The organism is Anderseniella sp. Alg231-50 (assembly GCF_900149695.1).
In the GTDB taxonomy this organism is placed as follows: domain Bacteria; phylum Pseudomonadota; class Alphaproteobacteria; order Rhizobiales; family Aestuariivirgaceae; genus Anderseniella.
This window is the reverse complement of record NZ_LT703003.1, coordinates 2,351,790-2,364,854: the sequence shown is the minus strand read 5'-3', so window position 1 is coordinate 2,364,854 and position 13,065 is coordinate 2,351,790. Positions and strand designations below refer to the sequence as shown.

The 13,065-nt window shown below is 58.2% G+C and carries 12 protein-coding genes; 8 read left to right on the top strand and 4 right to left on the bottom strand.

Annotation, left to right across the window (positions count from 1 at the left end; genetic code table 11):
* Positions 1–119: 119 nt before the first annotated feature.
* Together DHN55_RS11270 and DHN55_RS11265 are read left to right on the top strand one after the other, a co-directional pair.
* On the top strand, positions 120–2,141 hold the full coding sequence (locus DHN55_RS11270; protein WP_337660177.1) for a hydantoinase/oxoprolinase family protein: 2,022 nt from the start codon (positions 120–122) through the stop codon (positions 2,139–2,141).
* Between the two features lie 25 nt (positions 2,142–2,166).
* Entirely contained in the window at positions 2,167–3,060 is an 894-nt protein-coding gene (locus tag DHN55_RS11265) for a fatty acid desaturase (protein WP_108881364.1), read from the top strand.
* 259 nt (positions 3,061–3,319) lie between these two features.
* Here the strand turns inward: DHN55_RS11265 and DHN55_RS11255 are convergent, their stop codons facing one another.
* Genes DHN55_RS11255 through DHN55_RS11245 form a run of 3 tightly spaced genes read right to left on the bottom strand, consistent with a single transcriptional unit; the run spans position 3,320 to position 5,516 of the window.
* Entirely contained in the window at positions 3,320–3,940 is a 621-nt protein-coding gene (locus DHN55_RS11255; protein WP_108881362.1) for a LysE family transporter, read from the bottom strand.
* Positions 3,941–3,961: 21 nt separating this feature from the next.
* Positions 3,962–4,417, bottom strand: coding sequence for a MarR family transcriptional regulator (locus DHN55_RS11250; protein WP_108881361.1), 456 nt, complete (start codon positions 4,415–4,417; stop codon positions 3,962–3,964).
* The gene (locus DHN55_RS11245) at positions 4,410–5,516 is read right to left on the bottom strand and encodes an Acg family FMN-binding oxidoreductase (protein ID WP_337660176.1); all 1,107 of its coding nucleotides are present in this window, start codon (positions 5,514–5,516) and stop codon (positions 4,410–4,412) included. The genes DHN55_RS11250 and DHN55_RS11245 overlap by 8 nt, the downstream gene beginning before the upstream one ends.
* A gap of 134 nt (positions 5,517–5,650) precedes the next feature.
* Between DHN55_RS11245 and DHN55_RS11240 the strand changes: the two genes are divergently transcribed.
* The 6 genes from DHN55_RS11240 (at position 5,651) to DHN55_RS11215 (ending at position 11,280) form a co-directional block, all read left to right on the top strand.
* Positions 5,651–6,322 (top strand): methyltransferase domain-containing protein, encoded by a 672-nt coding sequence (locus DHN55_RS11240; RefSeq protein ID WP_108881360.1) that lies wholly within the window; start codon positions 5,651–5,653, stop codon positions 6,320–6,322.
* Positions 6,323–6,325: 3 nt separating this feature from the next.
* Positions 6,326–7,069: a ribonuclease T2 family protein gene (locus DHN55_RS11235; protein ID WP_108881359.1), complete on the top strand. Its 744-nt coding sequence runs from the start codon at positions 6,326–6,328 to the stop codon at positions 7,067–7,069.
* Positions 7,070–7,131: 62 nt separating this feature from the next.
* Positions 7,132–7,941, top strand: a complete 810-nt coding sequence (locus tag DHN55_RS11230; protein WP_108881358.1) for a TerC family protein — start codon at positions 7,132–7,134, stop codon at positions 7,939–7,941.
* Between the two features lie 101 nt (positions 7,942–8,042).
* Entirely contained in the window at positions 8,043–8,354 is a 312-nt protein-coding gene (locus tag DHN55_RS11225; RefSeq protein ID WP_108881357.1) for a DUF1508 domain-containing protein, read from the top strand.
* Positions 8,355–8,536: 182 nt separating this feature from the next.
* The gene (gene ettA, locus DHN55_RS11220) at positions 8,537–10,192 is read left to right on the top strand and encodes an energy-dependent translational throttle protein EttA (protein ID WP_108881356.1); all 1,656 of its coding nucleotides are present in this window, start codon (positions 8,537–8,539) and stop codon (positions 10,190–10,192) included.
* Positions 10,189–11,280 (top strand): FAD-dependent oxidoreductase, encoded by a 1,092-nt coding sequence (locus tag DHN55_RS11215; RefSeq protein WP_108881355.1) that lies wholly within the window; start codon positions 10,189–10,191, stop codon positions 11,278–11,280. Before ettA ends, DHN55_RS11215 begins: the two co-directional genes overlap by 4 nt.
* Before the next feature lie 36 nt (positions 11,281–11,316).
* Here DHN55_RS11215 and DHN55_RS11210 read toward each other — a convergent pair whose 3' ends face one another.
* Complete coding sequence (locus DHN55_RS11210) at positions 11,317–12,999, bottom strand: ATP-binding protein (RefSeq protein WP_108881354.1); 1,683 nt, start codon at positions 12,997–12,999, stop codon at positions 11,317–11,319.
* Positions 13,000–13,065: the final 66 nt, after the last annotated feature.

Sequence of the window (13,065 nt, the reverse complement as noted above, 5' to 3'; positions counted from 1 at the left end):
GTCGTGTAACCAGCACATGTCGTTGTTTTCCGCAGTCCGGTCGCGCCCGCACTTTACCTTTGCCGCAACATCAAGCATTGCTCTTGCATGCCGCCAAGACAATGTATGGCAGAGGAAACATGACCGGTTCGACAAAATCCTATCTCATCGGTGTTGACACCGGTGGCACCTATACGGACGCAGCCGTTGTGGACGCTGCAACCAGCGAGGTGCTGGCCAGCGCCAAGGCGCTGACCACACGGGGTGATCTGGCTGTCGGGGTCTGCGAAGCGATAGAGCGTGCCTTGTCAGCACTGGGAGGCGACGCGGGCGCGGCATCCGGGGTCAAACTGGTGTCGGTTTCCACCACGCTTGCCACCAATGCGGTTGTTGAAGGCCATGGGTCCCCGGTCTGTGTCGTGCTCGTCGGGTTCGATGAAACCATGGTGCAGCGGTCGGGATTGAGTTCAGCGTTTCCGGGCCTGGTGGTTGAGTGCATTGCAGGTGGCCATGACCACAATGGCGGAGAAGTTACCAGGCTGGACATGGACGCGCTTGCCGGGGTTGTCGAAAAACACGGCCACGCCGTCGAGGCCTTTGCGGTGGCCTCGCAGTTTGCGGTTCGCAATCCGGCCCATGAACTGGCTGCACGTGACTTCATTACCGGAAAGACGTTGTTGCCAGTGACGGTTTCAACCGAACTGGCGTCCGCCCTGGATGCGCCCAGACGGGCGTTGACGGCTGCATTGAATGCGCGGTTGATCTCGCGGATCTCGCTTTTGATCAAGGCGGTACAACAAGCCATGGAACGGTTCGGCATTGATGCGCCGCTGATGATGACGAAGGGCGATGGCTCCCTGGCGCGTGCTGAAACGGTCGCGTTGCGCCCCATCGAAACCGTATTGTCCGGACCTGCCGCCAGCCTGGTTGGTGCGGCCACCTTGTCGGGCCTGAGTGATTTCATCCTGTCTGACATGGGAGGCACCACCACCGATCTGGGAGTACTGGAAAACGGCCGCCCGCAGGTCAACGAGCAAGGCGCGGATGTCGGCGGATGGCGCACCATGGTGCAGGCCATCGATGTACGCACGCTCGGGCTTGGCGGCGACAGTGAAGTTGGTTTTGACATGAAGGGCATAGCCAGTGTAGGCGCGCGCCGTTCAGTGCCGGTGTCCCTTGTCGCCAGCAAGTTTCCACACGTCATCCAGCAGCTCCAAGAAGATATCTCGGATGCCGAGTCAGGTTCCACGGCGGGGCAGTTTGTCATGCTGCCACTCGGGCGGGTGGAAAGTGATGCAAATCACGCCGGATTGTCGAGACGTGAGCAGGAGCTGCTTGCGAGCATCACGACGGAACCGCTGCCGCTGCGCAAGCTGGCAGCGGGATCAGGTGCACATCGCACTCTGGAGACCCTGTCGCGCAAAGGCCATGTGCAGCTTGCCGGCTTCACGCCGTCCGATGCGGCCCATGTGCTGGGGCTACAGGACAACTGGTCGCGCGATGCGGCTGTGCTGGCGGCACGGCTGCTGGTGCGCAATGTCTTGCAGAAAGCGCCGTCTGACGAACTCGTTACACTGCTTTCGCAGGGGGTGTGGGAGGAAACCGTTCGACTGGCCGGGCGGGCTGTTCTGGAAACGGCACTGGGTCACCACGCTATTGAACCCGGCGGCGCCGGTGGTCTGATCGATGTTGTATGCCGCGGTGAGGGCAAGCGATCCCTGGCACGAGTGTCGATTTCACCGCAGGTTCCGGTAGTCGCCGTCGGCGGGCCGGTGAAAATCTACTACCCGGAGGTCGGCAAGCGGCTCGGGTGCGAAATGGTGTTTCCGCAATCCTGCGAGGTGGCCAATGCGGTTGGCGCGGCGACCGGCATGATTGCACGCACTGTGACTATCGAGGTCAATGGCAACGGGGCCGGGGTGTTCAGGGTGCATGGCCCGCAGAACGTGTCGCAGTTTGCAAGTGCAAACGAGGCAATTGACGAAGCCAACCGGCTGGCGCGTGAAACCGCAGCTGCCGAGGTCAATGCCATGGGTGGCGGACAGGTCAGCTTTGCCGAGGATATCGAAAAGTTCCTGCTGCCGGATGCGGTCGACGACAATGGACTCTTGCGCGCCACGGTGAAGATAGAGGCAACTGCACGTCCCGCACTTTCTCTGTGACCGGTTCGGCTGTAGAACTGATCATATGGACCACAAAAGTCTCCTGGCATCTCTGAGCGGTGAAGAGCGCAACAGCCTGACTGTATTGTCCGACTGGCCGGGCCTGTTCAAGCTGGTCCAGCATGTTGTTTTCATGGCAGTGCTGGTGTGGGCGATCTTGGCCGGAGTGCCGGGGTGGCCGGTGTTGATGTTGCCACTCGGCATTCAATATGTGTTCCTGTTCACGCTCCTGCACGAAACCGTGCATCGCACGCCGTTTCGCAATGTCTGGCTCAACAGGCTGGCCGGGCGCATTTGCAGCGTTGTTCTCATCCTGCCGGCTGACTGGTTCCGGTATTTCCACCTGGCGCATCACCGGTTTACCCAGGAGCCCGGCAAGGATCCGGAACTGGCCGAACCAAAGCCTGAAACGGTCCGGCAGTATATTGTGCATATCTCCGGGCTTGCCGTTTGGCGGGGCCATTTAACGACATTGTTTCGCAATGCAGTGCAGGCGAACCGGGACAGCTTTGTGCCGGCGCGCGGCAAGGCCAAAGTCATGCGCGAAGCTCAAGCCATGGTGGTTCTGTATGCCATCCTGCTTGCCGGTTCACTTTGGACCGGATCGACCATGGCGTTCTGGACATGGATTTTGCCGCTGCTTGTTGGGCAGCCGTTTTTGCGGCTTTACCTGCTGGCTGAACATGGACGTTGTGCGTTCGTGGCCAACATGTTTGAAAACACCCGCACCACATTCACCAACCGCCTGGTGCGCTGGCTGGCCTGGAACATGCCGTATCATGCCGAACATCATGCTTATCCTGCCGTGCCGTATCACAAGCTTCCGGCATTTCATGCCAGGACGCGTGAGCACCTTCAGGTAACCGAGGATGGCTATGCACGCTTCAGCGCAAATTATGTCAAAAGCCTCGAGAGCTAGAGCATGATCCACCTGAATTGGAGCATTTGATGGAGCCAAATCAGCTCACTCGGTTAGGCGCAAAGTGCAGCGCGATGCGGGGCATCGGGCAAACTTTGCAACAACGCCGATGGGTTGACTTGGCCCACCATAGGCCGGTTTTTCACGTCCGCTGGATGGCGTTACGGCTCCCTTGTGGTCAACAGACCACGGCGGGAACCGTGCCTTACCAGCAAACGGGAAAAACCGGTCAAACGCTCCAATTCAGGTGGATCATGCTCTAGGCGTCAGCAATCAACCGGGCGCCGATCAATCCAAGGAAACCTCCCATAGCCCGGTCGATCCAGGTCTTGGCGGCGATGTAGGCATTGCGGGATTTGCGCACGGAAAACAGCATGGCGACGACGGCGTACCAGCCGATCTCGTTGCCGAACACGATGACAACCGCAACCACATAAACCCACAAGGGTGAATGAGCAGGCAGCAATGCCACGAAAATTGAGCCAAAAAACACAATGACCTTGGGATTGGCCAGTTGCGTGGCAAGACCGAGCATGAACGCGGGCCATGGACGCACCTTTTTTTGTTTGGCCGGATCCAGTTCAACCGGGTCGCCGGCGTGCCGCCACAGCATGATGGCCAGAAACAGCAGATAAACGCCGCCGGCGATCTTGAAGGCAGTATAGGCCCATGCAGCGTGTTCAAGCACAATGGCGAGGCCGGCTATAGCTGCGGTTGACCAGATGATGGTACCGGCACCGAGTCCCAGGACGGCGGCCAGGGCGACGGGGCGCGGGTTTGACAGGGCAAGCTTGGAGACCAGCACGAATGACTGGCCCGGGCTGATCGCCGCCAGCAGTTGTGCCGCCCACAGTGTGATCAGGGGGATCAGAAACTCCATTTTGGGCTGCCCATCAAACGCTCACTCAGCTTCATCGCGCGAAGCATCCATGATCTTGCGGATGGTTGCAAGCTGCTCGGTAAGGGTGGCAACATCCACTGCTGCAAGCAAGCCGGACAACTTTTCAATATCCTGATCCATTGCGCTGATGGCGTGATCACGAAACTCGCGGCCCTTGCCGGTGATCCACACATTCTTGCTGCGACCATCTTTCGGGTTGGGCCTCATCTCCACGAGATTGTGTTTTTCGAGCACGGAAAGCGTGTGGGTCATGGACGTTTTCGGCACCTGAAAGGCCCGTGCGATATCCTGCGGCGTGCGGCCGTCCGCAACGCGGATCAAATGATTGAGCACCGAGAAATGCGAGACCAGCATACTGTCGGGCAAGCGGTTTTCCAGGATGGTGCGGCTGAGCTGGCTGATGATGCCGATCTCGTTGAAGAAGCTGAAATAGGTCGATCTGGTCTTGTCATCCATGCGCAATACGGGTCTCGAGTGGCCACCGGGGTGTTTCTTGTACCTCCGGCCCAAAACCAAGTCGACCCAGCATCTGCACGGTGTGACCGGGTTGGGCCAGCATGTCGTGGGCCGACTTATAGTGCTCCGCCATTTCGGGGTATTCCTGCAGGGCCTGGCTGACCGGGTGTAATGCGAGGCCAAGGCGGGTGGTCATGAGATTGAGCCGCAGCCATCTTCGCCCTGTTTCAATCTGGTCGGCACGGGTGTTGGCTGGGCTGGTAAGGACGGCATAGGCAGGCGTTGCCGCCAGCATGTCCCGGTATATCTCAATGCCTTGTCTGAAACCATTCGAGGATGGATCCAGTTGATCTTCGCGGGTGAGCTGGCCAGTCAGCATCAGGGTTTCGAGTAACGGACCGCCCAGGTCGATGCCGTCGGGATTGGTATTGATCTCGGCCTTGCCGAAGCGCATCAGGTCCACGCTTTCGCGCATGGTGTGTGGCGTCAGCACTTCGACCATGAAGGCATCCCAGGTCAATTTGCGGAGGGCTGCGACAGGTTCTGCCTGGTTGATGATCGTTGCAAAGCCTGAGAGATCTGCGGCGAGTTCAGCGGGAACAGGCTTGTCTTCGAACGGTTCCTTGCAGGATCGCCGCTGCATGACTTGTGCGAACAGCGGATCAGCCTGTGCGCCCGGCTTGAAGGTCGACACGGCAACCGGACCATCTTCGCCGTGAGGGAAAACGTCGTGCTGGACATCAAATCCCTTGTGTGCAGCTGCAATACTCATCAGTTCCAGAAAGCAGCCCAGCCCGATGATAATTTGCCGGTTGTGTGGATCTGTCATCGGCAGGTCGCGTTGTTTGTCGCGCAACAGGACAACTTTTCCGTCCTGCCTGAGGTCAACAATCCAGGGTTGCCGATTGTGTGGGTTGGGCGCCAGGACGGCGTAGGACAGTGCGAATTTCCTCGGTTCCGAATAACTGCCCGCCGCCGTCCACGGCTCAAGTGCCTTGTGTGGAGTGCGGGTTGCGAGAAAACCGGTTGCGGATGCTGCGGCGGCGAGAACGACGCCGCCACCTATCAGACTGATTGCCTTGCGTCGGGACATTGTCATGGCATTACCTTTCAATTTAGTACGATATCGAATTAATTAATACGAAATCGTACTAAATGCAAGTGTGATCTTGAGGGTGGAAACGTGATGCCGGTCAGGGTTAGAAAGATGCAAGCCAGGAGCGAGGATTGAACATGCCCGGATTTGACAAAGCTGCGGCCACCTATGACCGGTCGCGCCATGCGCTGATACCGGACTATGACGATCTTTACGGCGCTGCGGTCCAGGCGCTTGAGCTTGACCAGGTGCAGGGCGCCCGGGTGCTTGATCTCGGTGCCGGCACAGGCGGGTTTTCGCAGGAAGTGGTCAATGCCCATCCCGACTGCAAGGTGGAACTGTCAGACCTGTCGGTGCCGATGCTGGATGAAGCACGTGCCAGGTTTGGCGCGGACCCAAGGTTCTCGTTCCGTGAGCTGGATATTGTTACCGGGGAGTTCGGTATCGGCTGGGACCGGGTGATCTCGTCCTTCGTCATTCACCATTTGCCGCATGAAGCAAAGCGCGAGGTATTCGCCAATGTGTGCGCTGCCCTGAACCCGGGCGGCACATTCGTCAACATCGATCAGGTACAGGCATGCTCGCAAGCCGTACAGGACATTCACATGCGGGTGTGGAGGAAGGATGCGCTCGCCGCCGGTGCGCTGGAGCAGGACCTTGAAGACGGCGTGGCCCGCATGGAGGCGATGGATATCAATGCCGACCTGGATGATCAGGTGTTGTGGCTGCAGCGGGCAGGCTTTGGCCAGGTGGATGTGGTCTACCGCAATTATTTCTGGGCGGTGTTCGTTGCCAGGAAAGCGTCCTGATCCATGCTGTCGGCCGGCTCCAGAAATTTTGTGCTGCTGATGCTGGTGCTGGGCGCCGGACTTTTCGGGTACCGGCAGCTGGCGGCTGGACCGGCGCAGTACGTGCTTGCAGTCAGTTGGCAACCGGCGTTCTGTGAAACCCGGCCCCGGCTGCCGGAATGTCGCTCTCAGACCCCGTCGCGGTTTGATGCATCGCACTTCACGCTGCATGGGCTTTGGCCGCAACCGCGCAGCAAGGCCTATTGCGGTGTGTCTGAAAATGACATTCGCAAGGACAAGAAACGACGCTGGCACGATTTGCCGTGGGACAGGCTTGACCAGACCACCTGGCGCCGGTTGCAGCAGGTCATGCCGGGAACCCGGTCCGGTCTGCACAAGCACGAATGGGTCAAGCACGGCACCTGCTATGACGGAACCGATGCGGGAGAATACTTCTCCGATTCACTGCACCTCATGGATGCACTCAACGCCTCACAGGTCCGAAAGCTGTTCACCGCACGAATTGGCGAAACGCTGAGCGGCGAACAAATTCGTGCCGCCTTCGACGAAAGTTTCGGGCCGGGAGCAGGCGACCGCGTGCGTGTTGCCTGCAAGAACGACCAGGGCAGGCGACTGATAGTCGAACTGACTATCGGGCTGTCCGGAACCATATCGCCGGGCAGCAAGCTGTCCGATCTGATCGCCGCATCATCGCCGACGGAACCAGGCTGTCCGTCAGGCGTTGTCGACGCAGTTGGACTTCAGTAAGTTCACACTCATCAGCACTAGGCCATGACCTAGTCAATCACGCCACATGCCGGGGATCAGACATGCTTGAATTATTCACACTCGAAAACCTGTTCACACTGATGGTGCTGACTGCGCTGGAAACGGTGTTGGGTTTCGACAACTTGTTGTACATCTCGATCGAAGCCAAGAAGGTTGCCGAGGACAAGCAGAAATACGTCCGACAGGTGGGGATCGTGCTGGCCATCGGCTTGCGGATAGTGCTGCTGTTCGTGGTGCTGCAGATGATCTCGGCATTCCAGTCTTCGCTGTTCAAACTGGACCTGCCATTTGTCCGTGCAGACGTAAACGGTCATGCGATCATTGTCCTGCTCGGCGGCGTTTTCCTGATCTATACGGCGCTGAAGGAAATTTTCCACATGCTTGTGGTGCACGACCTGCAGGGTGAAAATGGTGGTAACCGCTCCAAACGCACGGTTATTTCCGCATTGATATGGATACTGATCATGAACATCGTGTTTTCATTCGACACGGTGCTGTCGGCAATTGCCCTGACCGACGTGTTCTGGGTCATGGCGCTTGCCATAGTCCTGTCAGGTATCTTGATGGTGGTGATGGCAGAGCACGTGGCACGCTTCCTCGAACGCAACCGAATGTACGAAGTGCTTGGTCTTTTTGTGCTTTTGCTGGTCGGCATTATGCTGATGAGTGAAGGTGGTCATCTGGCGCATCTGGCGTTCTTCGGCTACGAGATTGATTCCATGAGCAAGGCCACATTCTATTTCGTGCTGGTCACCCTGGTGCTGGTGGATGTGGTGCAGGGACGCTATCAGCGCAAAATCATGGCGGAAGCCGCAGCCAAATCTGCCAGGCCTCCGGCTTCAGCACAATGAATCCTGCATCCTTACGTTGAAATTCCCTACGTGACTCTGCAACCGAATCAATTTCTTTTTGTCCGCGTTACTAGAACAAACGTTTTGGGAGAAGGTCGGCGATGGCTGATGTGAAAACGGAATACTACGAAGATAAAAAGGGTGAGTGGCGCTGGCGCAAGACGGCCAAGAACGGTGAAATCATCGGTGCGTCTTCGGAAGGCTATGTGAACAAGAAGGACTGCCAGTCAAACGCCAATCGCGGCTCCAAGTCAGGTGACAAATGGGAGTTCTACAAGGACAAGAAGGGCGAGCACCGCTGGCGCTGCTTTGCCTCGAACGGCAAGCAGGTTGGCCGTGCCACCGAGGGTTACAAGGGCAAGAAGTCTGCCGAGAACAATGCCATGGCCAATGGCTGGCCCGGCAAGGGCTAGGTAGCAGGGTTCTGCTGACACAGCCATGATCTGATATCCAGTTCGGACTTGAAAGCCCGGTGCAGTTGCATGCGCCGGGCTTCTTGGCATGACCCAACGTGGGTGATTGCGTAAACCGCGCCCATCAGCTAAAACCCGCACGACAATTCCACATATTCAGTAAAGAGGGGCACGAGCCTGCCATGGCGCGTCAATTCATCTATCACATGCAGGGCATGTCGAAGTCCTATTCCGGCGGCAAGAAGGTCCTCGATGATGTGCACCTGAGCTTCTACCCGGATGCCAAGATCGGCGTGCTGGGGCCAAACGGGGCGGGCAAGTCCACACTGCTGCGCATCATGGCCGGCATCGACAAGGAGTTCAACGGTGAGGCCTGGCTGGCCGAGGGAGCAACTTCGGGCTACCTGCCGCAGGAACCGCAGCTGGACGAAGCCAAGGACGTCATGGGCAATGTCATGGAAGGCGTGTCTGAAAAACAGGCCGTTCTTGATCGCTACAACGAACTGGCGATGAACTACTCCGACGAGACGGCAGACGAGATGACCCGCCTGCAGGACGAGATCGACGCGCAGAACCTGTGGGACCTGGACAGCCAGGTCGAACAGGCAATGGATGCGCTGCGCTGCCCGCCCGGTGATGCGGATGTGTCGAAGCTGTCGGGTGGCGAGCGCCGCCGTGTCGCGCTGACCCAGCTGTTGTTGCGCAAGCCGGACCTGTTGCTGCTCGATGAACCGACCAACCATCTGGATGCAGAAAGCGTCAACTGGCTGGAACACCATTTGCGCGAGTATCCCGGTGCCATCCTGATCATCACCCATGATCGCTACTTCCTTGACAATGTAACCGGCTGGATCCTGGAGCTCGACCGTGGCCGTGGTATCCCGTACGAAGGCAATTACTCCGCCTATCTCGGCCAGAAGGCGAAGCGCTATGCGCAGGAAAGCCGTGAGGACGCGGCCCGCCAGAAAGCGCTGGAAGCGGAACAGGAGTGGATTGCCGCCTCGCCAAAAGCACGCCAGGCCAAATCCAAGGCGCGTATCAGGGCTTATGACGAACTGGTCAAGGCCAATGACAACCGGCTCAAGTCCACCTCGGCCCAGATCGTCATTCCGCCGGGTGAACGGCTCGGCGATGTCGTCATCGACGTTGAAGGCCTCAAGAAGGGGTATGGTGACCGGCTGCTGATCGACGGGCTTGAGTTCCGCCTGCCGCCGGGCGGTATTGTTGGTATCATCGGGGCCAACGGCGCAGGCAAGACTACGCTGTTCCGCATGATCACAGGTCAGGAACAGCCTGACGAAGGCTCTATACGTGTCGGCGAAACCGTGCAGCTTGGATATGTGGATCAGAGCCGCGATACGCTCGATTCCAACAAGACCGTGTGGGAAGAGATTTCCGAAGGAAATGACATCTTCTATCTCGGCAAGCGTGAACAGAACTCGCGTGCCTATTGCTCGGCCTTCAACTTCAAGGGCGGTGACCAGCAGCAAAAGGTCGGCTCGTTGTCCGGCGGCCAGCGTAACCGGGTGCACCTGGCCAAGATGCTGAAGAAGGGATCCAATGTCCTGCTGCTCGATGAACCCACCAATGACCTCGATACCGAAACCCTGGCGGCACTGGAAGAGGCGCTGGAAAGCTATGCCGGCTGCGCGGTCGTGATTTCGCATGACCGCATGTTCCTCGACCGTCTGGCCACCCATATTCTGGCCTTTGAAGGAAACAGCCATGTGGAATGGTTTGAGGGCAACTTCGCCGATTATGAAGAAGACAAAAAGCGCAGGCTGGGTGAAGACTCCGTCATGCCCAAGCGGATCAAGTACAAGCAGTTCTCACGGTGAGTGACGATAACCCCGGCGCAGATGTCATTGTAATCGGCGCCGGGTTGTCCGGCCTTGTTGCCGCAACGCTTTTGCTGGAGCGGGGGCGTTCTGTGGTTTTGCTCGAAGCTGCCGACCGGCCCGGCGGGCGAATTCAGTCGCTGGTGGATCCGGAGACCGGAGATGTGCTGGGCGATCTGGGACCCACATGGGTTTGGCCATCCTATCAGCCCGTTGTCGGACAGTGGCTGGAGCGGCTTGGACTACATACATTTCCGCAGTATGAGACAGGTAATACGGCGCTTGATTACGGCCCTTCGACACCGGTGCAGTTTCAACCGGTGCCCGGCCAGCATGGCATTGCCCGGATTGCGGGAGGACCGACCGCGCTGGTCGATGCGCTGGTGGCTCAACTGCCTGACGGCATATTGCGCACAGGCCACGCGGTAACGGCCGTGAGGGCTGATGAAGCAGGTGTCAGGGTCGAGGCGTCAGGTGCCGTGTTTTCCGCTGCTCAGGTGGTTGTCGCCACGCCGCTGCGGGTTGCGGAGACTTCCATCAACTGGTCGCCGGCTCTCCCGGATGCACTGGCTCATGCCCTGAGAGCCACGCCGACATGGATGTCGGTGCATGCCAAGGCGCTGGTTGTGTATCCGGACGCGTTCTGGCGTGAGGCGGGTTTGTCCGGCCGCATTGCCAGCCCGGCCGGACCGCTGGCCGAAGCTCATGACATAAGCGGTGAGGACGCAACTCCTGCAGCCATATTCGGCTTTGTCGGATGGCCGCATGACATGCGGGCTGCAAACAGGGATGGGCTGAATGGCGAAATCATCGACCAGCTCGTGCGCTGTTTCGGAGAACCGGCGGCACGCCCAACTCAGATACATGTGGAGGATTGGGCGGCGAACCGGTTTATCTGCACACCTTACGATCTGGCAGAGCCAATGACCCATCCTGATGTCGGGCCCGAGATTTTACGTCAGTCCGGCGCCGATGGCCGTATCGTATTCGCTGCTGCTGAGACTTCTGATGTCAGCCCCGGTCTCATAGAGGGCGCGCTGGCTGCCGGCATGAGGGCGGCACGGCAGTTGTCCGATTCCCGCGTATAAATCCGGTATCGCACGCGCGAGGCATTCATGCGGGGTCTAGGCGGCGTCGGGAACAGTGTTTTCCATGTCCATGCAGGCAAAGGCTACTTCCCGCAACAGGTCGTCCCATGGACCCGGGGTTACCACCAATGCGTCAACCTGGTTCGTCAATGCGTGGTCCAGTGAGGCCGGACGATCTGAAATGCCGATCGTCTTGACCCGCCGCTGACCGGCTTCTGCGAGGAACTTGTTGACCTCTTCCGATACGTCCTGGTTCTGGTCCAGGTTGGCAATGACGGGGCCGGTGTGACCTTTGCGCAGGCCGTTCAGTGCCTGGCTGTAATTGGCGACGTGGCTGATCTTGTAACCGCGCTGTTCCAGCCGGGCCTTTATATCGTAAGCGACGCTGGAATTGTTGTTGACCAGCATTATCTTGGCGGCACTGCGTTGTGCGGCCTGGCTGACGGGTTGGGTAGCGGCCTGCTGGCCCAGGTGTGATTGCTCAACGACGGGCACACTGAGATTGACGGTGAATGTCGTGCCTTCACCCAGCTTGCTGCTGACCTCGATGCTGCCGTGCATGAGCTGGGCAATCTCGCGGCAGATGGCCAGACCGAGGCCGGTGCCTTGAACCTGTATGTGGGATGACTGGCTGGCCTGTGAAAAACGATCGAATATTTCGGCAAGGCTGTCTTTTCCAATGCCAATGCCCGTATCGGTTATCTCGATACAGACGTTGGCATGGCCGGGTCTTGTAGCGTTATGCACCGCACTTGCATTCAGTACGACACCACCATGTTCGGTGAACTTTATGGCATTGGAGATCAGGTTGGTCAGCAGTTGCCGCAACCGCATCGGATCGACTTGCACAAATCCGGGCAGATTATCGTCAAGATCGCATACCAGGTCGATGCCCTTTTCCCGGGCGCGGATGTTGAACAGGTCAATGGCTTCGGAGATGGACTGCTTCAGGTCGCAGGTTTCCGGTCGCATGGTCAGCTTGCCGGCATCAATCTTGGACAGGTCAAGTGAATCATTGAGAATGTCCAGCAACGCATGGCCGGACGTGGAAATCATCTGCGCGTAACCACGTTTGGTTTCATCATTCAAACTATCCGACAACAAGGTTGCCATGCCGACAATGCCGTTTAGCGGTGTGCGGATTTCATGACTCATTGTCGCCAGGAAGTCGCTCTTTGCGTGACTGTGGGCCTCGGCCTCAGTTGCGACCCGTTCAGCAACGGCACGCGCGCGCTGGGCCCGTTTTTGCGCCTTGAACGTGGAAAGCAGCTCACGCTTTATATACAGATCATGGAACAGGCTGTTGAACACGATTGCCAGCGACAATCCGCATAAGAGGGCGACCAGGGTCAGCCGCAAGAATATTTCATGGGACCGCTCCAGCAGGGTCCTGGTGTGGTAGACTTTCAGTGTATAGCCATTGTGTTTCGCAATGGCGGTTTCCGCCTTGTCTACCCATTCAGCACATGTGGCCTTGGCCTTGCCGCTCACGAGGTTCTTGCCGTTGGGGAATGACAGTACGGCACACTCGACTTGCGGACGAGACGCTATGGAGTTCAACAAACCGAGACGGACTGTCTGCGATTTCCTGCCGGTGCCGGAAACCGTTGAAATCGTGTTGACCAGTTGTTGCGATGCACGGGTGAACTCAACTTGCTGATCCGCACCTTCAAGGTCGATGTGCTGCCTTTCGATCCAGTTCAGCAGCGCCGCCATCATGATAACAGCTATCGGTACAAGCAGGTGAAGGTAGCGGGCATTTCGCCTGTCCGCTCTTTTCCTTTT

Bases quoted from the DNA above. Each gene is read 5' to 3' on its own strand.
- DHN55_RS11270 (WP_337660177.1), top strand. From the start codon at position 120: ATGACCGGTTCGACAAAATCCTATCTCATCGGTGTTGACACCGGTGGC.
- DHN55_RS11265 (WP_108881364.1), top strand. From the start codon at position 2,167: ATGGACCACAAAAGTCTCCTGGCATCTCTGAGCGGTGAAGAGCGCAAC.
- DHN55_RS11255 (WP_108881362.1), bottom strand. From the start codon at position 3,940: ATGGAGTTTCTGATCCCCCTGATCACACTGTGGGCGGCACAACTGCTG.
- DHN55_RS11250 (WP_108881361.1), bottom strand. From the start codon at position 4,417: ATGGATGACAAGACCAGATCGACCTATTTCAGCTTCTTCAACGAGATC.
- DHN55_RS11245 (WP_337660176.1), bottom strand. From the start codon at position 5,516: ATGACAATGTCCCGACGCAAGGCAATCAGTCTGATAGGTGGCGGCGTC.
- DHN55_RS11240 (WP_108881360.1), top strand. From the start codon at position 5,651: ATGCCCGGATTTGACAAAGCTGCGGCCACCTATGACCGGTCGCGCCAT.
- DHN55_RS11235 (WP_108881359.1), top strand. From the start codon at position 6,326: ATGCTGTCGGCCGGCTCCAGAAATTTTGTGCTGCTGATGCTGGTGCTG.
- DHN55_RS11230 (WP_108881358.1), top strand. From the start codon at position 7,132: ATGCTTGAATTATTCACACTCGAAAACCTGTTCACACTGATGGTGCTG.
- DHN55_RS11225 (WP_108881357.1), top strand. From the start codon at position 8,043: ATGGCTGATGTGAAAACGGAATACTACGAAGATAAAAAGGGTGAGTGG.
- ettA (WP_108881356.1), top strand. From the start codon at position 8,537: ATGGCGCGTCAATTCATCTATCACATGCAGGGCATGTCGAAGTCCTAT.
- DHN55_RS11210 (WP_108881354.1), bottom strand. From the start codon at position 12,999: ATGATGGCGGCGCTGCTGAACTGGATCGAAAGGCAGCACATCGACCTT.